The 22,409-nt window shown below is 53.9% G+C and carries 23 protein-coding genes; 16 read left to right on the forward strand and 7 right to left on the reverse strand.

Annotated features, from left to right (window positions below; all coding sequences use genetic code 11):
• The first annotated feature begins 51 nt into the window (after positions 1-51).
• The 3 genes from OGY04_RS00360 to OGY04_RS00370 are packed head-to-tail and all read left to right on the forward strand — an operon-like array spanning position 52 to position 1,278.
• On the forward strand, positions 52-399 hold the full coding sequence (locus tag OGY04_RS00360; protein WP_003023888.1) for a YidH family protein: 348 nt from the start codon (positions 52-54) through the stop codon (positions 397-399).
• Positions 389-790 carry a DUF202 domain-containing protein gene (locus OGY04_RS00365; protein ID WP_286584534.1) on the forward strand — a complete coding sequence of 134 codons (402 nt, stop codon included), beginning with the start codon at positions 389-391 and terminating at the stop codon, positions 788-790. Before OGY04_RS00360 ends, OGY04_RS00365 begins: the two co-directional genes overlap by 11 nt.
• On the forward strand, positions 766-1,278 hold the full coding sequence (locus OGY04_RS00370; protein ID WP_003827104.1) for a radical SAM protein: 513 nt from the start codon (positions 766-768) through the stop codon (positions 1,276-1,278). Before OGY04_RS00365 ends, OGY04_RS00370 begins: the two co-directional genes overlap by 25 nt.
• Positions 1,279-1,290: 12 nt before the next feature.
• On the opposite strand, the gene dsdA is transcribed toward OGY04_RS00370, so the two are convergent.
• Together dsdA and dsdX are read right to left on the reverse strand one after the other, a co-directional pair.
• Entirely contained in the window at positions 1,291-2,613 is a 1,323-nt protein-coding gene (dsdA, locus tag OGY04_RS00375; RefSeq protein WP_003827105.1) for a D-serine ammonia-lyase, read from the reverse strand.
• A gap of 17 nt (positions 2,614-2,630) precedes the next feature.
• A complete protein-coding gene (gene dsdX / locus OGY04_RS00380; protein ID WP_286584537.1) occupies positions 2,631-3,968 on the reverse strand; it encodes a D-serine transporter DsdX in 1,338 nt (445 codons plus the stop codon).
• Positions 3,969-4,197: 229 nt separating this feature from the next.
• Between dsdX and dsdC the strand changes: the two genes are divergently transcribed.
• Complete coding sequence (gene dsdC, locus OGY04_RS00385; RefSeq protein WP_003827110.1) at positions 4,198-5,124, forward strand: DNA-binding transcriptional regulator DsdC; 927 nt, start codon at positions 4,198-4,200, stop codon at positions 5,122-5,124.
• 78 nt (positions 5,125-5,202) lie between these two features.
• The gene (locus OGY04_RS00390; RefSeq protein WP_032945440.1) at positions 5,203-6,285 is read left to right on the forward strand and encodes a cellulase family glycosylhydrolase; all 1,083 of its coding nucleotides are present in this window, start codon (positions 5,203-5,205) and stop codon (positions 6,283-6,285) included.
• Here the strand turns inward: OGY04_RS00390 and emrD are convergent.
• The 3 genes from emrD to tisB form a co-directional block, all read right to left on the reverse strand.
• The gene (gene emrD / locus OGY04_RS00395; RefSeq protein ID WP_032934162.1) at positions 6,212-7,396 is read right to left on the reverse strand and encodes a multidrug efflux MFS transporter EmrD; all 1,185 of its coding nucleotides are present in this window, start codon (positions 7,394-7,396) and stop codon (positions 6,212-6,214) included. The genes OGY04_RS00390 and emrD overlap by 74 nt on opposite strands.
• Before the next feature lie 191 nt (positions 7,397-7,587).
• Positions 7,588-8,421: an EamA family transporter gene (locus OGY04_RS00400; RefSeq protein ID WP_286584540.1), complete on the reverse strand. Its 834-nt coding sequence runs from the start codon at positions 8,419-8,421 to the stop codon at positions 7,588-7,590.
• A gap of 123 nt (positions 8,422-8,544) precedes the next feature.
• Complete coding sequence (gene tisB / locus OGY04_RS00405; RefSeq protein WP_003023909.1) at positions 8,545-8,634, reverse strand: type I toxin-antitoxin system toxin TisB; 90 nt, start codon at positions 8,632-8,634, stop codon at positions 8,545-8,547.
• 522 nt (positions 8,635-9,156) lie between these two features.
• Here tisB and ivbL point away from each other — a divergent pair.
• From ivbL to ilvN, 3 genes are all read left to right on the forward strand, one after another.
• Complete coding sequence (gene ivbL / locus OGY04_RS00410; RefSeq protein ID WP_003827118.1) at positions 9,157-9,255, forward strand: ilvB operon leader peptide IvbL; 99 nt, start codon at positions 9,157-9,159, stop codon at positions 9,253-9,255.
• A gap of 107 nt (positions 9,256-9,362) precedes the next feature.
• On the forward strand, positions 9,363-11,051 hold the full coding sequence (ilvB, locus tag OGY04_RS00415; RefSeq protein ID WP_048215245.1) for an acetolactate synthase large subunit: 1,689 nt from the start codon (positions 9,363-9,365) through the stop codon (positions 11,049-11,051).
• A gap of 3 nt (positions 11,052-11,054) precedes the next feature.
• Positions 11,055-11,345, forward strand: a complete 291-nt coding sequence (ilvN, locus tag OGY04_RS00420) for an acetolactate synthase small subunit (RefSeq protein ID WP_003023914.1) — start codon at positions 11,055-11,057, stop codon at positions 11,343-11,345.
• Between the two features lies 1 nt (position 11,346).
• Here the strand turns inward: ilvN and OGY04_RS00425 are convergent, their stop codons facing one another.
• Positions 11,347-12,132, reverse strand: a complete 786-nt coding sequence (locus tag OGY04_RS00425) for a DeoR family transcriptional regulator (protein ID WP_003827122.1) — start codon at positions 12,130-12,132, stop codon at positions 11,347-11,349.
• 324 nt (positions 12,133-12,456) lie between these two features.
• On the opposite strand from OGY04_RS00425, the gene rbsK reads away from it, so the two are divergent.
• From rbsK to uhpT, 7 genes are all read left to right on the forward strand, one after another.
• The gene (gene rbsK, locus OGY04_RS00430) at positions 12,457-13,377 is read left to right on the forward strand and encodes a ribokinase (protein WP_286584542.1); all 921 of its coding nucleotides are present in this window, start codon (positions 12,457-12,459) and stop codon (positions 13,375-13,377) included.
• Between the two features lie 27 nt (positions 13,378-13,404).
• On the forward strand, positions 13,405-14,721 hold the full coding sequence (gene fucP / locus OGY04_RS00435) for an L-fucose:H+ symporter permease (RefSeq protein WP_003827126.1): 1,317 nt from the start codon (positions 13,405-13,407) through the stop codon (positions 14,719-14,721).
• An 11-nt stretch (positions 14,722-14,732) separates the two neighbouring features.
• On the forward strand, positions 14,733-15,746 hold the full coding sequence (locus OGY04_RS00440; RefSeq protein WP_032945437.1) for an aldose 1-epimerase family protein: 1,014 nt from the start codon (positions 14,733-14,735) through the stop codon (positions 15,744-15,746).
• Between the two features lie 153 nt (positions 15,747-15,899).
• A complete protein-coding gene (gene uhpA / locus OGY04_RS00445; protein ID WP_003023923.1) occupies positions 15,900-16,493 on the forward strand; it encodes a response regulator transcription factor UhpA in 594 nt (197 codons plus the stop codon).
• The gene (gene uhpB / locus OGY04_RS00450) at positions 16,490-17,992 is read left to right on the forward strand and encodes a signal transduction histidine-protein kinase/phosphatase UhpB (RefSeq protein WP_286584545.1); all 1,503 of its coding nucleotides are present in this window, start codon (positions 16,490-16,492) and stop codon (positions 17,990-17,992) included. Before uhpA ends, uhpB begins: the two co-directional genes overlap by 4 nt.
• A gap of 9 nt (positions 17,993-18,001) precedes the next feature.
• The gene (locus tag OGY04_RS00455) at positions 18,002-19,330 is read left to right on the forward strand and encodes an MFS transporter (protein ID WP_286584548.1); all 1,329 of its coding nucleotides are present in this window, start codon (positions 18,002-18,004) and stop codon (positions 19,328-19,330) included.
• A 142-nt stretch (positions 19,331-19,472) separates the two neighbouring features.
• Positions 19,473-20,864 (forward strand): hexose-6-phosphate:phosphate antiporter UhpT, encoded by a 1,392-nt coding sequence (gene uhpT / locus OGY04_RS00460; protein ID WP_008786520.1) that lies wholly within the window; start codon positions 19,473-19,475, stop codon positions 20,862-20,864.
• A gap of 47 nt (positions 20,865-20,911) precedes the next feature.
• Here the strand turns inward: uhpT and OGY04_RS00465 are convergent, their stop codons facing one another.
• A complete protein-coding gene (locus OGY04_RS00465) occupies positions 20,912-21,817 on the reverse strand; it encodes a LysR family transcriptional regulator (protein WP_218658832.1) in 906 nt (301 codons plus the stop codon).
• 105 nt (positions 21,818-21,922) lie between these two features.
• Between OGY04_RS00465 and OGY04_RS00470 the strand changes: the two genes are divergently transcribed.
• Complete coding sequence (locus OGY04_RS00470; protein WP_003827141.1) at positions 21,923-22,375, forward strand: DUF1198 family protein; 453 nt, start codon at positions 21,923-21,925, stop codon at positions 22,373-22,375.
• Positions 22,376-22,409 lie beyond the last annotated feature (34 nt).

A 22,409-nucleotide genomic window follows, 5' to 3' on the forward strand; every position in this document is an offset into this window, starting at 1 on the left:
TCCTTAACTGTTCCGGTATAACGACCAGACAACAATATTTAAGGAGCTGTCATGAAGATTTCTCGCCTTGGAGAAGCACCGGATTATCGCTTCTCGCTGGCAAATGAGCGTACTTTTTTGGCGTGGATCCGCACCGCGCTCGGATTTCTGGCGGCGGGGGTTGGCCTTGATCAACTGGCCCCGGATTTTGCCACGCCGGTCATCCGTGAGGCGCTTGCCTTGTTGCTGTGTCTGTTTGCCGGCGGTCTGGCGATCTACGGCTACCTGCGCTGGCTACGTAACGAAAAGGCGATGCGACTGAAAGAGGACTTGCCCTACACCCACAGCCTGCTGATTATCAGCGTCATGCTGACTATTGTGGCGGTGATTGTCATGACGCTGGTGCTGTATGCCGGATAGCCGCAAATCCCGACGCATCGCTGACCCAGGGTTACAACCGGAGCGGACTTCACTGGCCTGGTTTCGCACGTTGTTGGGCTATGGCGCGTTAATGGCGCTGGCGATTAAGCACAACTGGCACCAGGCGGGAGCGTTGTTCTGGATATCGGTAGTTGTGCTGGCGATAGTGGCGATTATCCTCTGGCGCTACACTCGCAGCCGTAATCTGATGGATGTGAGTCATAGCGATTTTTCTGAATCTCGCGCGGTGCGTGACAAATTTATGATCTCCCTCGCGGTGTTATCCCTCGCAATGCTGTTTGCTGTAACGCATGTTCGCCAACTTATCGTATTTATCGGGAATTTTGCATGGCAGGATGTGAGAACATGGATGTTAGTGATGATGTTTTAAACGTGGTGATTGACCATCAGAAGTGTTTACAACCGGTTGAAGTGTACCGTGGTTTGCAACAAGGAAATGTTCGCCTGGTACAATTTATTCCGCTGGTTAAGCACGATGGTTCAGGTCATCTGACAGACGAATCGGTTACGTCTGAGGCATGGGGCCGATTTTTAATTACGATATTTGATATCTGGGTACGTGAAGATATTAATCAGATATCTATCCAGCTTTTCGATAAAACGCTTCGCCAGTGGTGTGGTCTGACGGCACAGATTGAACGACAGACCATGTCATCAATGAATACGCGTTGCCAGACATGCTCATTGTTTCAATATTACCACGGTGATTGTCCTGCGTACTGCGAGGAAAATGGAAAGGGCGTGCTGTGTGCAGGCTATCAGGCTTTCTTCAGCCACACCGCACCGCATATGCGCGTGATGCGTGACCTGCTTAAGCAGCATCGCTCACCGATGGAGCTGATGGCGATGCTGCGTTAAGCTCAGCGGTATTTAACGTCCTTTGGCCAGATACTGCGCCATTTCATCTTCCGGGACCATTCCACCGCCGGTCGCCCACACCAGATGAGTGGCGTTATTGAGCTGATCCGCGCTGAAGCCGTGCATGTGCTGATAGTCAGCAGAGGCGCAAACGTGTTGCGGACCGGCCATCCCTGCCAGCGCTGACGGTTCGAGGCGAATACCTTCTTCCTGCGCCAGCCAGCCCAGCATGTCGTACATAGTCTGATCGTCCAGGGTGTACAGACCGTCGAGCAGACGTTCCATTGCCCGGCCAACAAAGCCAGACGCACGGCCGACAGCCAGCCCATCAGCCGCCGTCAGGTTGTCGATGCCAATATCCTGCACGGAAATCGTATCGTGCAGCCCGGTATAAATCCCCAGTAGCATGCACGGTGAATGGGTTGGTTCTGCGAAGAAGCAGTGCACGTTATCGCCAAACGCCAGCTTCAGGCCAAACGCCACGCCGCCAGGGCCACCGCCGACGCCGCATGGTAGGTAAACAAACAGTGGATGGTCTGCATCCACCACGCGCCCCTGCTGGGCAAACTGCGCCTTTAAGCGCTGTCCGGCCACCGCATAGCCTAAAAACAGCGTGCGGGAATTTTCATCATCGATAAAGAAGCAGTTTGGATCGGACTCCGCCGCCTTACGGCCCTGTTCAACCGCCACGCCGTAATCTTCTTCATACTCCACGACCGTCACACCGTGACTGCGCAGTTTGGCTTTTTTCCATGCGCGGGCGTCGGCCGACATATGCACCGTCACCTTAAAGCCGATACGGGCGCTCATTATACCGATCGACATGCCGAGGTTACCGGTGGAGCCTACCGCGATGCTGTACTGGCTAAAGAACTGTTTGAATTCGGGCGAAAGCAGAACGCTGTAATCGTCTTGTGTGGTCAGCAGACCGGCTTCCAGCGCCAGTTTTTCCGCGTGGGTCAGTACTTCATAAATGCCACCACGGGCTTTAATCGAGCCAGAAATTGGCAGGTGACTGTCTTTCTTCAGCAGAATTTCGCCATTGATGCGCTGCCCGTACTCTTTCTCCAGCCGCTTTTGCATGGCCGGAATCGCGGCCAGCTCAGATTCAATAATGCCGCCGGTGGCCGCGGTTTCCGGGAATGCCTTTGCCAGGTACGGCGCAAAGCGCGTCAGACGGGCGTGAGCATCCTGAACATCGTGTTCAGTCAGGCCAACATACGGTAAACCTTCCGCAAGAGAGGTGGTGCCAGGGTTAAACCAGGTTGTCTCCTTGAGAGCAACCAGATCTTCCACTAAAGGATACTGGGCGATAAGTGTTTGAATGTTTTCCATAGTCAGTCTCTTTGCGCTTAGATAATAAAGGAAAGCAGGAATGTGCAAGCCAGTGCAATCACGGACGCGATAAATGTCGCGGTCGTATAGTATTTAAACGTTTCATTCAGGGTGGCACCGCAGTATTGCTTCACCAGCCAGAAGAGGGAATCGGTAACGATCGTGCAGCCAATAGCGCCGGAACCGATAGCAATGGCGATGATCTCCGGGCTGACGTTGGGATAGAGCGGCAGCATCGGTGCAACGATTGCCGTGGCACCCATCATTGCCACCGTGGCGGAACCCACCGCGGCATGCAGGATTAACGCCACCAGCCACGCCAGCAGAATCGGGTGCATATGCATGTTCGAGAGGATCAGCGCAAGAGTATCCGCCAGCCCACTGCTCTTGAGGATAGCGTTGAATGAGCCGCCTGCGCCGATAATCAGCAGAATGTTAGCGATGGAGCCAAAACCGTTTTCAGTGTGGGTCAGCAACGTACCCATACCGATGTGCTGACGCAGGCCGAGAATGTAATAGGCAACGAAAACGGCAATAAACATCGCGGTGATCGGGTTACCAATAAACTCCAGCAGCGTATATACCGTGCTGCCTTTCTCCATGTTCAGCTCAGCGACGGTTTTTACCAGCATCAGGCCAATCGGCAGCAGAACGGTAAACAGCGTAGCACCCAGCGACGGTAGCGTACTTTCGTCACGCACTTTAAGGTCAGAAAACTCAGCCGGAACCGGTTTAAACGGGAGACGGTTACCCAGGAGCTTCAGGTACAGAGGACCACCGATCAGCGAGGCCATCAAGCCGACCAGTAAGCCGTAGACAATCACGGTGCCAATGTCTGCGCCCAGCTTGTTCGCCACGAACAGGGCAGCCGGGTGCGGTGGTACCACGCAGTGCACCGCCATCAGCGCCGTACACAGCGGAATCGCCAGCTTCAGTAATGAAGTATTGGTTTTCTTGGCAATTGAAAAGGCCAGTGGAATCAACAGCACCACGCCGACTTCAACAAACAGCGTGATCCCGCAAATCAGCCCAACCAGAACCATAATGACGTCGGCGGATAGCCAGCGGCAGCGCTGCAGCGTCAGGCCAATGCGTTCGGCTGCGCCAGACACTTCCATCATTTTGCCCAGAATGGTCCCAAGGCCGATAACCGCGGCGAGGAAGCCCAGCGTACCGCCGATGCCACTCTCAATGGCATTGACCATATCCAACGGCCCCATGCCCATCATCGTACCCACGAAGAAGCTGGCTAACAGTAGCGCCAGAAACGGGTGGAATTTGAACTTCACGATGGTCAAAACGATTAACACGATGCTTATCAGCAGCGTGCTCACAACCCAGATTTGAGAGTGCATAACTCACCTTGCCCTGTGATTAATATAGGGTTATTGGACAAAAATAAGGCATGGTCTGACAAACGATATAAATCCCCATTCACATGAGCCAGATTGCATCAAATGCGTGATTTATGTCTAATTGCGCTTTGTTTATGCGATATGGTTCACTCTGATTCACCTTTGAGCTGATTTTTGCAGCGAACTTTTTTACACTCCAGCGCATGAATCAGAAGGAAAGGAGGTGAGAATGGATCCCCTACGCGAAGTCAGAAACCGGCTGCTCAACGGCTGGCAGCTATCAAAGCTGTATACTTTTGAAGTGGCGGCCCGGCATCAGTCTTTTGCGCTGGCGGCAGACGAGCTGTCATTGAGCCCCAGTGCCGTCAGCCATCGCATAAATCAGCTTGAAGATGAGCTTGGTATCCAATTATTTGTTCGTTCTCATCGCAAAGTGGAACTCACTCATGAGGGTAAGCGGGTATTTTGGGCTCTGAAGTCGTCGCTGGACACGCTTAACCAGGAGATTCTTGATATTAAGAATCAGGAGCTCTCGGGGACGCTCACCGTCTACTCACGGCCTTCTATCGCCCAGTGCTGGCTGGTTCCGGCGCTCGGCGACTTTACCCGTCGCTACCCGTCAATTTCGCTAACCATGTTGACCGGGAACGACAACGTCAATCTACAGCGTGCGGGTATCGATCTCGCCATCTATTTTGACGATGCACCCTCCGCGCAACTCACGCATCACTTCCTGATGGATGAAGAGATCCTGCCGGTGTGCAGCCCGGACTACGCCCGCCGCCATGACCTTACCGGTTCGCTGGTGAATTTGCCGCACTGTACGTTGCTGCACGACAGACAGGCGTGGAGTAACGATTCCGGGACCGATGAGTGGCACAGTTGGGCGCAGCATTTTGCGGCGAATTTGCCGACATCGTCGGGGATTGGTTTTGATCGTTCGGATTTAGCAGTAATTGCGGCAATGAACCATATCGGCGTGGCGATGGGCCGAAAACGGCTGGTGCAAAAACGCCTCGACAGCGGAGAGTTGATTGCGCCTTTTGGCGATATGGCGCTGAAATGTCATCAGCATTACTACATCACCACGCTGCCCGGCAGGCAGTGGCCGAAAATCGAGGCGTTTATTGGCTGGCTACAGGAGCAGGTTAAATAAGCGGGTCGCGAATATTTTTTACGCTTTCGCTCTACACTGAAAGTGAAAAAGCGTGCTAAATACGTGATATCACTCCTGATGATTTGCGTAAGGACGACCGTGTTAAAGCCGATTGTTTCCCTTTTACTGTTGGCCAGCGCCACCGTGTGTGCCGCGCAACCTGCGTTGACGGCGGCGCAGTATGTGCAGCAGCTTGGGGTTGGGATGGACGTAGATTGGGCGCGTACCGATCGGGGCATCCGTGAATTCGATCCGCTGGTGGTGAGGGATTATAAGGCGAAAGGGTTGACCCACGTGCGCATTCGCGTGGCGGGTGAGCCTACGGAGGCGCGGCTCATTCATCTGCGCAAGCTGGTGGAAGCCTGCGAGCAGTATGGCGTGATCCCGATAATCGCCTATCAGGCTGACGAGTATAAAAAAGACCCCAGTGCCAGTAACGAAAAAGAGGTGGTTAACTGGTGGGTGGCAGTGGCGCATTACTTTGGTCAAAGTTCGCCGTTGCTGGGTTTCGACCTGATTTATGAACCTGCCGATAAGCTCAACCATAATCAGGCGTCGCTCAATAGGGTGTATGACAAAACCATCCGTACCATCCATGCCATCGATCCACAGCGAATGATATTTATCGCGCCGAAACTGCATGCCGCTCCGGAAGATTTGCCCAACCTAAAGTTGCCGCCGCAAAGTCAGAATACCGTGCTGGCCCAATGGCATATTTTCCCGTGGGGGCCGCTGAAAAATAACGGTAAATACCCGTGGACCTCAGGGACAGCGGCAGAAAAGGCCGCCATTCGCGCCCGTATCAATACCGCCATTCACTGGCAGCAGAAAACCGGTCATGTTAGTTGGGTAGGAGGCTGGTCGCCGGGAGAAACCATCAGGAATGCGCCTTCTGCCTCGCAAATGGCGTTTGCCCGCTTTATGGCTTGCGAGCTGAAGAAAGCGAAAATTCCCTATGCTATCAATGCGGATACGCAGTTCTATGATGGTGAGGAAGGGGCATGGAGACCGGCGCTGGAGCCGTTGTTGAATACCATGATTGCCCCTGAGTGTGAAAAGCCCGGCGAGAAGCCGGGCCATCATACGCTTAAACCGCCTGTCCCTGATGCGACACGCGTGACGCCAGCGGAAGCCAGCAAACAAAAATCAACAGCCCCATAAGGGTCATCAGCAGGCCCAGACTGGCTTGCCCGGTCTGCGGTAGCATGGCAGAGAACCACGCCAGCACGCCGGAACCAATGTTCTGTAATCCACCAACCAGCGCACCAGCAGTACCGGCCAGGAACGGGAAAGGCTCCATTGCGCCGCTGGTTGCCAGCGGAAACAGCATCCCGGCGCCGAAGAAAAACAGTGCGGCGGGAACCAGCAGCGTCCAGACGTTCATCACGTCGAACAGACCAGGGATCCACATCATCAAACCGGCGACCAGACAGCAGATAACCGACTGCCACATTAGCGTCGAGAAACGTTTATTCGGGCGACCTGCGAACCAGGCACCAAAAAATGCCGCCGGAATGGGCAGAATAAACAGGATACTGACCACCATGCTGCTTAAGCCGAGACGCGCGCCTAACAACACCCCGGAACAGGCTTCGAAGACCGCAACGCCCGCCAGGCCGCCGATCAGCATCAGCACGTAACAGGTGAAAGAGCTGTTGCCAAACAGCGTTTTGTAGCTGGCGATAAGCCGTGGACGCGGCGCACCTGCGGGGCGCGTTTCCGGCATCCAGCGCGCCATGCTAAACGTGACGCCTGCGCACAGCACCAGCAGAAAGATGTAACAGGCACGCCAGTTCCACAGGGTATCCAGCATACCGCCAATCAATGGCGCCAGCAGTGGGCTGACCAGAATCCCCATGTTTAACAGGCTATTAGCGTGGCGTAACTGCGTGCCTTCATACAAATCGCGAGGTAACGTTCGCGCCATCACACCGCCGACGCCCGTTCCCATCCCCTGTATTGCGCTGGCGATAATCAATACCGTCAGGCTGTGGGTGGTTATGGCGACCAGCGTAGCCAGCATAAAAATGGACATCCCGGCGAGGATCACCGGGCGGCGGCCAACGCGATCGGAAAGTGGGCCGTAAATCAGTTGTGACAGGCCGTAGGTCAACAGATAGGCGGCCATTACGCTTTGCACCGCCCCTTCGCGAACGTTCAGTTCACGCGCCATATCAGCAATCGCGGGGATATAAATGGTTTGCGCCATCTGACCTACCGCCACCAGTAATACCAACATCAACAACAAATTGACGCTTCTATGCCTTTTCATTTCGCTGATTACTTTTCAAAAAGTGAAAAAATAAGAATAAGGTGCTGCACTTTCCCGTAAATGCGCGTGGAATCTACCACAACAGAAAAAGAAGGCCAGATAGTGGGCTGGAATGTTTAAACGATGAACGGCAGGAAATGTAAACAAAAAGCGGCAACAAATGTTGCCGGATTGCATCGGGTTTACAGAGGTCATGATAAGCGTAGCAAAACTGCGCCTATGGCAATGCCTCCAGCCGCAACAAGACGTATTCCGGCAACCTTCTCTTTCAGTAGCAGCCACGCGAGCAGCGCGCCAAACAGGATGGAAGTTTCACGCAGCGCAGCGACTACCGCCAACGGAGCCTGAGTCATGGCCCACAGCGCCAGACCGTAAGAACCCATTGTGCCAATCCCGCCAAGAATACCTTTCTTCCACTGCTGTACCAGATAGCGCGACGCTTCCCGGCGTCGGACAATCATCGCCCAGCCCAGCAGGCAGGAGCCGTTCAGAAAGAAGGTCCACAGCGTATAACCCAGCGCAGTTTCTGATAAACGTACGCCGGTGCCATCAACCAGCGTATATCCGGCGATAAAGCAGGCGTTAATGAGCGCCAGCACGATCCCGCGTTGCGAGCTGCTGCGTCCGTTAAACGCCATGCCGAGGATCGCCAGACAGATCGTGGCAATCCCCACCCAGGCTAGCACAGAGAGGCTATCGCCAAGAAACAGGACGCTGATAATTGCGACCAGCAGCGGCGCTGTGCCGCGCATTAACGGATAGGTCTGGCTCATATCCGAAACCTGATAGGTTTTGGCGACCAGGACGGTATATACAATTTGCAACGCAGTTGAGACAGCTAAAAATGGCAGGCTGGCGGCGGAAGGTTGCGGCGCAAAGGGTAAGCAAATCAATGCCATAATTGCAGCAGAACCGCTGACACCGATCGCTGAGTACAGTTTATCGTTTCCAGCTTTAACAATGGCATTCCAGCTGGCATGCAGCAGCGCGGCGAACAGCAAAATGCAGAAAACAGAAAGCGTCATGGTGGAATTCTTCCCTGAGAATGTCATAAAAACGTAACATATTGGCGCGACACAAGCACCAGGGAGAAGGTGAAAGGGGAGCGGAGTGTTACCCGCCCCCCTTAGGTGCGACTTGAATCCGAATTACTTAACGTATTTCAGAACGGCATCAAGTAGTTGCAGTGCTGCAACAATGAGTTTGAGGATAAGAATAGCGATATCCACGAGGCTCATACGCTCTCCTTTTGGTACAAGGAGCACGGTGCTGACGTACCTCGCCGCTGCCTGTTGCCAGCACCTTTGTTGACATAACACAGTGTGCTCACACGGGGGTTAAGGCGCTGACGGCACCACCCGTTTCAGCCAGGACTTTGATGCGCCGGTTTACGATGCGGCCCCCGCATAACACATTGCGTACCGAGACATTATAGATAAATACTGTATAAATTAACAGTATTTTATGGACGTTACGCTATTCATGTTCCATACTCAAAACCATCAAAATTCGTGCCGAAATTGCGTGTTCTTCGCAGAACGCGTATACTTTTTTCGTTGACATAACACAGTGTGTTCGGCGGCTACCAACCGCACAGCACTGAAAAAAACCTCGCTCCGGCGGGGTTTTTTGTTTTTCAGCAATGCACAACGAAATGTGATCGTTGACGCATTTTTATGCAGATGAAAATTTTTCCATTGTCACGCTGAAAAACCTGTGTTTGTATAAATCCAGTTAATCAACAAACAGACAGGTCCCTAATGAACCCTTCCATGCTGACTGCGACCCTACTAAAAACTGCGCCATCTCGCGCAGCGGTCGTCGTGCGTGTGGTGGTGGTCGTCGGCAATGCGCCGTAGGGTCCGAATCAACACACGATTCCAAAACCCCGCCGGCGCAAACCGGGCGGGGTTTTTCGTTTCAGAGACCTGCCCGGAGCAAAGGCCCAGAATAAAAGGACTGGAGCATGGCAAGTTCGGGCATAACATCCAAGCGTACGCGTTTTACGGGCGCAGAATTCATCGTTCATTTCCTGGAACGCCAGGGAATTCAGGTTGTTACCGGTATTCCTGGCGGATCGATTCTTCCCGTCTATGACGCCTTAAGTCAAAGCACGCAAATCCGTCATATCCTGGCGCGCCACGAGCAAGGAGCTGGGTTTATCGCTCAGGGAATGGCGAGAACCGATGGCAAACCCGCCGTCTGTATGGCCTGCAGCGGACCGGGCGCAACCAATCTGGTGACCGCCATTGCTGATGCGCGTCTGGATTCCATCCCGCTGGTGTGTATCACCGGGCAGGTTCCGGCCTCAATGATAGGCACCGACGCCTTCCAGGAAGTCGACACCTACGGCATTTCTATCCCCATCACTAAGCACAACTATCTGGTCCGACATATCAGTGAATTACCTCAGGTCATGAGCGATGCGTTCCGCATTGCGCAGTCCGGACGTCCAGGCCCGGTGTGGATAGACATTCCTAAGGATATTCAAACCGCCGTTTTTGACATTGAAGAGATGCCGGAGCCTGCGCAGAAAATGGCGGCACCAGCGTTCAGCCAGGACAGCATTCGCGATGCCGCAGCCATGATTAACGCCGCACAGCGTCCGGTGCTGTACCTCGGCGGCGGCGTGATTAACGCACCTGAGCGCGTACGTGAACTGGCAGAAAAAGCGATGCTGCCCACCACTATGACCTTAATGGCGCTCGGTATGTTGCCGAAAGCGCATCCGCTGTCGTTAGGCATGCTGGGCATGCACGGCGCGCGTAGCACTAACTTTATTCTGCAAGAAGCGGATTTATTGATTGTTCTGGGCGCACGTTTTGATGACCGGGCGATTGGTAAAACGGAGCAGTTCTGCCCGAACGCCAAAATCATTCACGTGGATATCGACCGCGCGGAGCTGGGTAAAATCAAACAACCGCACGTGGCGATTCAGGCGGATGTCGATGAGGTTCTGGCACAATTGATCCCATTAATTGACGCGCAGCCGCGAGAGTCGTGGCATCAGACGGTGGCCGATTTACAACGTGAATTCCCTTGCACTATTCCGCAGGAAAGCGACCCGCTCAGCCACTATGGATTGATCAACGCCGTGGCTGCCTGCGTAGACGATAGCGCCATTATCACCACCGACGTAGGCCAGCATCAGATGTGGGCGGCACAGGCTTATCCGCTGAACCGTCCGCGTCAGTGGCTGACCTCCGGCGGTCTGGGAACTATGGGCTTTGGCCTGCCAGCGGCAATTGGTGCAGCGCTGGCCAATCCCGACAAAAAAGTGCTGTGCTTCTCCGGCGACGGCAGCCTGATGATGAATATTCAGGAAATGGCGACAGCCAGCGAAAATCAGCTGGATATTAAAATCATCCTGATGAATAACGAAGCGTTGGGTCTTGTATATCAGCAGCAGAGTCTGTTCTATAAGCAGGGTGTTTTTGCCGCGACCTATCCGGGGATGATTAACTTTATGCAGATAGCCGCCGGGTTTGGTCTCGAAACCTGCGATCTGAATAACGAAGCGGACCCACAGGCAGCGTTGCAGGAGATTATTAATCGCCCTGGGCCTGCGCTGATTCACGTGCGCATCGATGCCGAACAGAAAGTGTACCCGATGGTGCCGCCGGGCGCGGCAAACACAGAAATGGTGGGGGAATAAGCCATGCAACAGCAGACTCATGACAACGTAATCCTGGAACTCACCGTACGCAACCATCCGGGCGTAATGACTCACGTTTGCGGGCTGTTCGCCCGCCGCGCGTTCAACGTGGAAGGCATTCTCTGTCTACCGATTCAGGACAGCGATAAGAGCCGCATCTGGCTACTGGTCAACGACGATCAACGTCTTGAGCAGATGATAAGCCAGATCGACAAGCTGGAAGATGTGGTGAAAGTGGCCCGCAACCAGTCCGATCCGTCGATGTTTAACAAAATTACCGTGTTCTTTGAGTGAGTTAATCGCCGTCTGAATCCGGGGTGATCACTTTGACAGAGCCGTTCCGGCAGTGGGTTGCGTAATCTGCCGGTAACGGACGGTCGCTTATCAGTACGTCAAAGGTGGAGAGTGGACCAATGCTGGCGGGGGCGACCTCATCGAACAGGGCGTGGCGCGTCAGCAGAATTTTGCGTAATCCGCGTTCCATCGCTTTGCGTTTTGTGGCCAGATCGTCCGGATTGAACCAGCTAACGCCGAAATGCTCATGGACTCCGCTGGCGGAGATAAAGACTTTCCGTGGGTTGAGTGCATCCAGCGGGGAGGGATTGCTGGTGTCGTAAAAGGCGTCACTTTTCGCCCGGTAGGTCCCCCCGCAAAGAATCGCTGTGGCGTTGGGCTTTTCATTTAGCGCTACGAACACCCGGTGCGAGTAGCAAATCCCGGTAAAGGAAATATCGTCCGGGATCATGCTGACCACCAACGGCATTTCCGCACCATTATCAAAAAAGACCAGATCATTTTCACTCACCAGTCCCGCAGCCAGAATGGCAACCGGTAAATCGTCGCGGTGATACTGTTTTTGCGCGGGGAGTGGCGCGTTAACGATGGCAGCAGGTTTGTTCACCATCACAATGTAACCACCGAGCAGCGTGAGTGGTAACGGTTCGTCATCCTGACTGAGATCCCGACGAATAGTCATCACGGAAACTTCCAGCATTCGTGCCGCCTCTTTCAGATGGATTCGGTCGGTCTTCTTCAACAATTCCATCAGACGTCGAATACGTTCTTTTTGCTTAGTTTCCATGTGCTTCTCCACGAATCATGTTCCCATGTTCCTTCAGTAACATTTTTGTGTTTCTGAGAACATGACATTGCCGCATTACTATACGTCTGACTATCCGGAAATAAAAGCGTGTTTTTTCACGTTTTATTGATTATATCCAGTTGATTTTCAGTCAATTGTAAGCAACTTCATCATTTGTATTGTGATGTGGGTGTAACGTTTAGTGCAATAAATAAACAATAAAATGATCTTCCAATCGCGATCCTAGTCACAAATGATACGAAAGTAACATGATAATGTTATTTTAATATCATTGTTGTGTGATTGTTTCTGAGAGGTAGTAAAATGGATATCGCGGTTATTGGCTCCAACATGGTGGATCTCATCACCTACATCAACCAGATGCCCAAAGAAGGGGAAACGCTGGAAGCACCGGCGTTCAAAATTGGCTGCGGGGGCAAAGGCGCAAATCAGGCCGTTGCGGCCGCTAAGCTCAATTCCAAAATGCTGATGCTGACAAAAGTCGGTGATGATATTTTTGCGGATAACACTATTCGCAATCTCGAATCCTGGGGAATTAATACTACCTATGTCGAAAAGGTACCCTGCACCAGCAGCGGTGTCGCACCGATCTTTGTTAATGCGAATTCCAGCAACAGTATTCTGATTATTAAAGGAGCGAACAAATTTCTCTCCCCGGAAGATATCGATCGTGCGGCGGAAGATCTGAAAAAATGTCAGCTTATTGTCCTGCAACTGGAGGTGCAGCTGGAAACTGTTTATCACGCGATTGAATTTGGCAAAAAACACGGTATTGAAGTGTTACTAAATCCCGCCCCTGCATTACGGGAATTAGATATGTCTTATGCCTGTAAATGTGATTTTTTTGTGCCGAATGAAACCGAGTTGGAAATATTAACCGGTATGCCAGTGGATACTTATGACCATATTCGCGCAGCAGCACGTTCTCTGGTTGATAAAGGTCTGAACAATATTATCGTCACCATGGGTGAGAAAGGTGCGCTGTGGATGACGCGTGACCAGGAAGTCCATGTTCCAGCGTTTAAAGTGAACGCTGTCGATACCAGTGGTGCAGGCGACGCTTTCATCGGTTGTTTTGCTCACTATTACGTTCAAAGCGGTGATGTGGAAGCCGCCATGAAAAAAGCCGCTCTCTTCGCTGCTTTCAGCGTTACCGGGAAAGGCACTCAATCATCTTATCCAAGCATCGAACAATTTAATGAGTTTCTTACCTTAAACGAATAATACTCCTGCACTGTAAAAGGTAGCACTATGAACGATAAAAACATCATTCAGATGCCTGACGGCTATTTGAATAAGACCCCTCTGTTCCAGTTTATTTTGTTATCCTGTTTATTCCCGTTATGGGGATGCGCAGCCGCATTAAATGATATTCTGATTACGCAATTCAAAAGCGTATTTTCACTCAGCAACTTTGCCTCGGCATTAGTTCAGAGTGCCTTTTATGGCGGTTATTTTTTAATTGCGATTCCGGCATCTCTGGTGATTAAAAAGACCAGTTATAAAGTCGCCATCTTAATGGGGCTGACCCTTTATATCGTTGGGTGTACGCTCTTTTTCCCAGCATCGCACATGGCCACCTACACCATGTTCCTTGCGGCGATTTTCGCGATTGCGATTGGTCTGAGCTTCCTGGAAACAGCAGCCAACACCTACAGTTCAATGATCGGACCAAAAGCGTATGCCACTTTACGCCTGAACATCAGTCAGACTTTTTATCCTATTGGTGCGGCTGCTGGCATTCTGCTAGGTAAATATCTGGTCTTCTCTGAAGGTGAAAGCCTGGAAAAACAGATGGCCGGGATGAACGCTGAGCAGATCCATAACTTTAAAGTGTTGATGCTGGAAAATACCCTTGAGCCATACAAGTACATGATTATGGTACTGGTTGTGGTGATGGTGTTATTCCTGCTGACTCGCTTCCCGACCTGTAAAGTCGCGCAAACCACGAGTCATAAACGCCCGTCAGCGATGGATACACTGCGTTATCTGGCCAGCAATGCCCGTTTCCGTCGTGGAATTGTGGCGCAATTTCTTTATGTGGGGATGCAGGTCGCGGTGTGGTCATTCACCATCCGTCTGGCACTGGAATTAGGTGATATCAACGAGCGCGACGCCTCAACCTTCATGGTCTATAGCTTCGCCTGCTTCTTTATCGGCAAGTTTATCGCCAACATTTTGATGACGCGCTTCAATCCGGAAAAAGTGCTGATTCTCTATTCCATTATTGGTGCGCTGTTCCTCGTCTATGTTGCACTGGCGCCAAGCTTCAGCGCTGTGTATGTCGCAGTGCTGGTGAGTGTCCTGTTTGGACCCTGCTGGGCGACAATCTATGCGGGTACGCTTGATACCGTGGATAACGAGCATACCGAAATGGCGGGTGCCGTCATTGTCATGGCGATTGTCGGCGCGGCGGTGGTTCCGGCGATTCAGGGCTATGTGGCAGATATGTTCCATTCATTGCAACTTTCGTTCCTGGTTTCCATGCTGTGCTTCGTGTACGTCGGTATCTATTTCTGGCGTGAAAGCAAAGTGCGCAACAACCTGGCTGAAGCGACCGTTTCCTGAGGAGAGCGATCATGACAACACGTATAACGCTGTGGCGAGAACTCTTTGCAGAGCATCCGCGAATCTTACTGAAGAATAACGACTTCACGGTTACCGCATTTCGTTACGCCAGCGGAGTGGAAGGGCTGAAGGTAGAAAACAGTCGTGGACATCTGGTTATTCTGCCCTGGATGGGGCAGATGATCTGGGATGCTCAGTTTGATGGCCATGACCTGACCATGCGTAACATGTTCAGTCAGCCGAAACCGGCGGCGGAAGTGGTGGCGACCTACGGCTGTTTTGCCTTCCACTCAGGTCTGTTGGCAAATGGCTGCCCATCACCAGAGGATTCACATCCTTTGCACGGTGAAATGGCTTGTGCCGCGATGGATGAAGCCTGGCTGGAGCTGGAGGGTGAGAATTTGCGCGTGGGTGGACGCTATGAGTATGTGATGGGGTTCGGTCATCATTATCAGGCGCATCCTGCGGTGGTAATGCACAAAGCGAGCGCGCTGTTTGATATTCAGATGGCGGTTACCAACCTCGCCTCAGTGGCAATGCCGTTGCAGTACATGTGCCATATGAACTATGCCTACGTACCGGAAGCCACCTTCAGCCAGAATATTCCGGATGAGGCCATGAAGCTGCGTGAGTCAATACCCGCGCATGTTAAGCCGACTGAGCAGTGGCTGGCGTTTAATCAGCGGATTGTACAGGGCGAGGCTTCTCTGGCGCGGCTCAATGAACCCCATTTTTACGATCCGGAAATTGTCTTCTTTGCTGACCAACTGGACAGGTACACCGATAAGCCAGAATTTAGCATGATCGCGCCTGATGGCACCACGTTCGTTACGCGTTTCTCCAGCACGGAGCTGAATTATGTGACGCGTTGGATCCTCTATAACGGCGATCAACAGGTTGCGGCATTCGCCTTGCCTGCAACCTGTCGACCTGAAGGATTCCTGGCAGCACAACGCAATGGCACCTTGATTGAAATAGAACCGCAGCACACCCGAACATTTACAGTCACAACTGGCATAGCCTGATCGCTCAAGGCTTGAACACCAAAGCACTTATCGTTAAGGTAAGCGCTTTTGCTGGGTGGAGGCATTAATGCCTTATCCGGCCTACAACGGCACCCGCCCGTAGGCCTGATAAGCGTAGCGCCATCAGGCATGCCTTAGCGCCAGGATGAACCCATGATTACCGTTGCCCTTATTGACGACCACCTCATCGTCCGCTCCGGCTTTGCCCAACTGCTGGGGCTGGAACCTGATTTGCAGGTGGTCGCTGAGTTTGGCTCAGGCAGTGAGGCGCTGGCGGGATTACCGGGACGCGGCGTGCAGGTGTGTATCTGCGACATCTCGATGCCTGATATCTCCGGTCTTGAACTGTTAAGCCAGTTGCCAAAAGGAATGGCGATTATCATGCTCTCTGTCCACGACAGCCCGGCGCTGGTGGAGCAGGCGCTCAACGCGGGCGCGCGTGGTTTCCTTTCTAAACGTTGTAGCCCGGATGAGCTGATCGCGGCGGTGCATACCGTAGCGACCGGCGGCTGTTACCTGACGCCGGACATCGCCGTCAAACTGGCGGCCGGTCGTCAGGATCCTCTCACCAAACGTGAACGTCAGGTGGCGGAAAAACTGGCGCAAGGTATGGCGGTCAAAGAGATTGCCGCTGAACTGGGTCTGTCGCCGAAAACGGTGCACGTGCATCGCGCTAACTTGATGGAAAAGCTGGGGGTCAGCAACGACGTCGAACTGGCCCGCCGGATGTTTGACGGCTGGCAATGAACACGCTCTGTTCCCGGTTAATCACCGTTGTTGCCTGCTTTTTTATCTTCTCCGCCGCGTGGTTTTGCTTGTGGAGCATCAGCCTGCATCTGGTTGAGCGCCCGGAGCTGGCGGTACTGCTGTTTCCGTTTGGCCTGCGTCTGGGGTTGATGCTGCAATGTCCGCGCGGCTACTGGCCGGTGCTGCTGGGCGCGGAATGGCTGCTTCTTTTCTGGCTGGCGCAGGAAGTGGCGCTGGCCCATTTACCACTTTTGATGATCGGCAGCTTCCTCACGTTACTCCCGGTGATGTTGATTTCGCGATACCGCCATCAGCGCGACTGGCGCACGCTGTTGTTGCAGGGCGCGGCGCTCACGGCGGCGGCGTTGCTGCAATCGCTGCCCTGGCTTGGGCAAGGTGAAGAGGCGTGGAACGCGCTGCTGCTGACGCTCACCGGCGGATTAACGCTGGCGCCGATCTGCCTGGTGTTCTGGCACTATCTGACCAGCACGACCTGGCTGCCGCTGGGCCCGGCGGTGGTGTCGCAGCCGGTGAACTGGCGCGGGCGACATCTGGTCTGGTACCTGCTGCTGTTTAGCGTCAGCCTGTGGCTACAGCTCGGTTTACCCGCCGAACTTTCGCGCTTCACGCCGTTTTGCCTCGCGTTGCCGATCATTGCGCTGGCCTGGCACTACGGCTGGCAGGGGGCGCTGATTGCGACGCTGATGAACGCCATCGCGCTGATTGCCAGCCAGACCTGGCACGATCATCCCGTTGACCTGTTGCTCTCGCTGCTGGTGCAAAGCCTGACCGGGCTGCTGCTCGGTGCGGGTATTCAGCGTCTGCGCGAACTTAACCAGTCGCTGCAAAACGAATTAGCGCGCAACCATCGTCTGGCGGAACGCCTGCTGGAAACCGAAGAGAGCGTGCGCCGGGATGTGGCGCGCGAACTGCACGATGATATCGGCCAGACCATCACCGCCATTCGCACCCAGGCGGGTATTGTTCAGCGGCTGGCGCCAGAAAACGCAGGGGTGAAGCGCAGCGGGGTGCACATCGAACAACTTTCTCTCGGCGTGTACGATTCGGTGCGTCGCCTGTTAGGCCGTCTGCGACCACGTCAACTGGACGATCTCACGCTGGAGCAGGCCATCCGCTCACTGATGCGCGAAATGGAGCTGGAAAGTCGCGGTATCGTCAGCCATCTCGACTGGCGAATTGATGAATCTGCACTTAGCGAAAGCCAGCGGGTGACGCTGTTTCGCGTCTGTCAGGAAGGGCTGAACAACATCGTTAAGCACGCCAACGCCAGCGCGGTGACGCTTCAGGGCTGGCAACAGGATGAACGGCTAATGCTGGTGATTGAGGATGACGGTAGCGGCCTGCCGCCAGGGTCGAATCAACAGGGATTTGGCCTTACGGGGATGCGTGAACGGATTAGCGCCCTCGGCGGATCGCTCTCGATTTCCTGTACGCATGGCACGCGGGTCAGCGTGTCGTTACCCCAGCGATATGTGTAAGGCGCGGTCATGTTTTCGTTTTTAAAAGCTCCGGCCAGTGCGCCGCTCATTACTGATAAGCGTGAAGTGGATGCCCTCTACCGCTACTGGCGGCGGCATATCCTGACCACCATCTGGCTCGGCTACGCGCTGTTCTATTTCACACGCAAGAGCTTCAATGCCGCCGTACCGGAAATCCTCACCAGCGGCGTGCTGACTCGCAGCGACATTGGGCTGCTGGCGACGCTGTTTTACATCACCTACGGCCTGTCGAAGTTTGTTTCCGGTATCGTCAGCGACCGATCCGACGCTCGCTATTTTATGGGCATCGGACTGATTGCCACCGGCGTGGTAAACATTCTGTTTGGATTCTCCACCTCGCTATGGGCCTTTGCGGTGCTGTGGGCGCTGAACGCCTTTTTCCAGGGCTGGGGATCGCCGGTCTGCGCGCGTTTATTGACCGCGTGGTATTCGCGTACTGAACGCGGCGGCTGGTGGGCGCTGTGGAACACCGCGCACAACGTCGGCGGGGCGCTGATCCCTATCGTGATGGCGGCGACAGCGCTGCACTACGGCTGGCGCGCCGGGATGATGATCGCCGGGCTGCTGGCGATTGTGGTGGGGATTTTTCTCTGCTGGCGGCTGCGAGACAGGCCGCAGGCGATTGGTCTGCCGCCGATTGGCGACTGGCAGCATGATGAACTGGAAATTGCCCAACAGCAGGAAGGTGCTGGGCTGAGCCGCAAAGAGATCCTCACCCGTTATGTGCTACTGAATCCTTATATCTGGCTGCTGTCACTGTGTTATGTGCTGGTGTACGTGGTCCGTGCCGCGATTAACGACTGGGGCAATCTGTATATGTCGGAGACACTTGGCGTTGATTTGGTCACTGCCAATACCGCCGTGACCATGTTCGAACTGGGCGGCTTCATCGGCGCGTTGGTCGCGGGCTGGGGCTCGGACAAGCTGTTTAACGGCAACCGCGGTCCAATGAACCTGATTTTCGCCGCCGGAATTTTGCTCTCCGTTGGCTCGCTGTGGCTAATGCCGTTCGCCAGCTATGTGATGCAGGCCGCGTGCTTCTTCACCACCGGATTCTTCGTCTTTGGCCCGCAGATGCTGATCGGCATGGCGGCGGCGGAGTGTTCGCACAAAGAGGCGGCGGGCGCGGCAACCGGATTTGTCGGGCTGTTTGCTTATCTGGGGGCATCGCTCTCTGGCTGGCCGCTGGCGAAGGTGATGGAGGTCTGGCACTGGACCGGATTCTTTGTGGTGATCGCTATTGCGGCGGGAATTTCCGCGCTGCTGCTGCTGCCGTTTTTAAACGCCCAGGCTCCGCGCGAACTCAACGAAGCGTGATGTACCTCACCTTTTTGCCCCGAGTGGAGCAAAACTAAGAAATTTTCCCGGTTTCACCTGGACGCTGTCTCAGGCGCGTCTTCCGGCTGATTTTTACAATGCCTGCCATTCGCAGGTATAAAAATTAGCTCGGGAGTGTCAAATGCTGGCCTTTCTAAACCAGGTGCGCAAGCCGACCCTGGATCTGCCGCTCGATGTGCGGCGCAAAATGTGGTTCAAACCGTTCATGCAGTCCTATCTGGTGGTCTTTATCGGCTACCTGACCATGTACCTGATCCGCAAAAACTTCAACATCGCGCAGAACGACATGATCTCCACCTACGGGCTGAGCATGACGCAGCTGGGGATGATTGGCCTGGGCTTCTCCATCACCTACGGCGTGGGTAAAACGCTGGTTTCCTACTACGCGGATGGAAAAAACACCAAGCAGTTCCTGCCGTTTATGCTGATCCTCTCCGCCATCTGTATGCTTGGCTTCAGCGCCAGCATGGGCGCGGGTTCAACCAGCCTGTTTTTGATGATCGCTTTCTACGCGCTGAGCGGTTTCTTCCAGAGTACTGGCGGCTCATGTAGCTATTCCACCATTACTAAATGGACGCCGCGTCGCAAGCGGGGTTCTTACCTCGGTATGTGGAATATCTCCCACAACCTCGGCGGTGCGGGTGCAGCGGGCGTGGCGCTGTTTGGCGCTAACTATCTGTTCGACGGTCACGTCATCGGTATGTTTATCTTCCCGTCGATTATTGCTCTGATTGTTGGCTTTATCGGCCTGCGCTACGGCAGCGACTCCCCGGAATCTTATGGCCTCGGTAAAGCCGAAGAGCTGTTCGGTGAGGAGATCAGCGAAGAAGACAAAGAAACCGAAGAAAACGAGATGACCAAATGGCAGATCTTTGTTGAGTACGTGCTGAAAAACAAAGTGATCTGGCTGTTATGTTTCTCGAACATCTTCCTGTACGTAGTGCGTATCGGTATCGACCAGTGGTCCACCGTCTACGCTTTCCAGGAGCTGAAGCTCTCCAAAGAAGTGGCGATTCAGGGCTTTACCCTGTTTGAAGTGGGCGCGCTGGTTGGCACGCTGATGTGGGGTTGGCTCTCCGACCTGGCTAACGGTCGTCGTGCGCTGGTGGCCTGTGTAGCGCTGGCGTTGATTATCGCCACTCTGGGCGTTTATCAGCACGCCAGCAACCAGTACGTTTATCTGACTTCGCTGTTTGCGCTGGGCTTCCTGGTGTTTGGCCCACAGCTGTTAATCGGCGTTGCGGCAGTCGGGTTTGTGCCGAAAAAAGCGATCGGCGCAGCCGATGGGATTAAAGGCACTTTCGCTTATCTGATTGGTGACAGCTTCGCCAAGCTCGGTTTGGGGATGATTGCCGACGGCACGCCGATTTTCGGGCTGACCGGCTGGGCAGGCACTTTCGCCGCGCTGGATGCTGCCGCTATCGGTTGTATCTGTTTGATGGCCATCGTGGCTGTGTTTGAAGAACGTAAAATTCGCCGCGAGAAAAAGATTCAACAATTGAAAGTAGCTTAAGTTAAGTGTGCATTGGTAACTTTTGCCCGCCTTAATGGCGGGCTTTTTTATGCTCTCAACTGGCTGGTTTCATGTACCAGATTGCGCAGCCACTGATGAGCGGCATCGCGGTGCGTGCGTTCATGCCAGGCCATGCTTTTTGTAAAACCGGCTATGGGCAGCGGGGGCGGTAAAACGTGCATACGGGTGTCGTCATACGCCAGACGGGCAGGAACAACGGCAATCATATCGCTGATAGCGAGGATGTCCGGCAATACCAGGAAGCTGCTAACCGACAAACCAATCTGCCGTTGGCGTCCGACGCTTGCCAGTGCCTCATCGGTGATGCCCCAGAAACTTTCACCCTCATAAGAAACCAGCACATGCTCCAGCGCGCAGAAGCGATCGAGCGTCAGCGGTTGCCCCGCATCAGGATGCGCATGACGCATGAGACAAACGTACTCTTCATCATATAACGCCCGGCTATGCAGGTTGTCGGGCGTGGAATCCGGCGTCAGCAATGCCAGGTCGATTTTCCCCTGCTCAAACTGTGTGGTGAGCAGCACTGGCTCAACCGGGATCACTCGTACACGAATGCCCGGTGCGCGCACGCGAAGCGCGGCAATAAATGGCACGATAACCGCTTTGAGCGCGTAATCCGTAGCGGCGACGGTAAAGGTGAGCGCTGCGGTGAGCGGGTCAAATTGTGTCGGTTTAAGCAGGATATCGATATCGCTGAGGATCTGTTTGACCGGGGCGGCCAACTGTTGGGCACGCAGCGTCGGAACAATGCCATGCGGTGTGCGACTAAACAGCGGATCGTCAAAATAGTCGCGCAGGCGGTTGAGCATACCGCTTACCGCAGGCTGAGTGAGCGATAGCCGCTGCGCCGCCCGGGTTACGCTGCGTTCATCCAGCAGGGCATCCAGCGTTTTTAACAGATTGAGATCGAGCGTTCTGATATCAGATTTCATGATGTCTGCCTGCGAGTTCGATAAGTCACATTATGACACGTTCAGTCGTCGACAGAGGTGAATTTGCCGCTATGATGGGCGTCCTGTCTGGTAATGGATGTGCGCATGATTTGGATAATGCTGGCCACGCTGGTGGTTGTTTTTGTGGTGGGATTTCGGGTGCTAACGTCCGGGTCGCGGCGGGCAATTCGCCGTCTGAGCGAGCGGCTGAACATTGATGTCGTGCCGGTAGAATCGATGATCGATCAGATGGGAAAAGTACAGGGTGAGGCTTTTTTACAGTACCTCCATCGTCCTGATGAATCGCATCTACAAAATGCTGCCCAGGTGCTGTTGATCTGGCAAATCGTTATTGTCGACGGCAGTGAGCAGAACTTGTTGCAATGGCACCGCTGGCTGCAAAAAGCCCGGCTGGCTGCACCGATTACCGACGCGCAGGTGCGTCTGGCGCTCGGTTTTCTGCGCGAGATGGAGCCGGATATGCAGGAGCTTAATGCGTTCCAGATGCGCTATAACGCCTTTTTCCAGCCCGAGGATGGCGTGCACTGGCTGCACTGATATCAAAATTTATGATGACGACTATTTTGAATCG

The organism is Citrobacter sp. Cpo091 (genome assembly GCF_030332645.1).
GTDB lineage: Bacteria > Pseudomonadota > Gammaproteobacteria > Enterobacterales > Enterobacteriaceae > Citrobacter > Citrobacter portucalensis.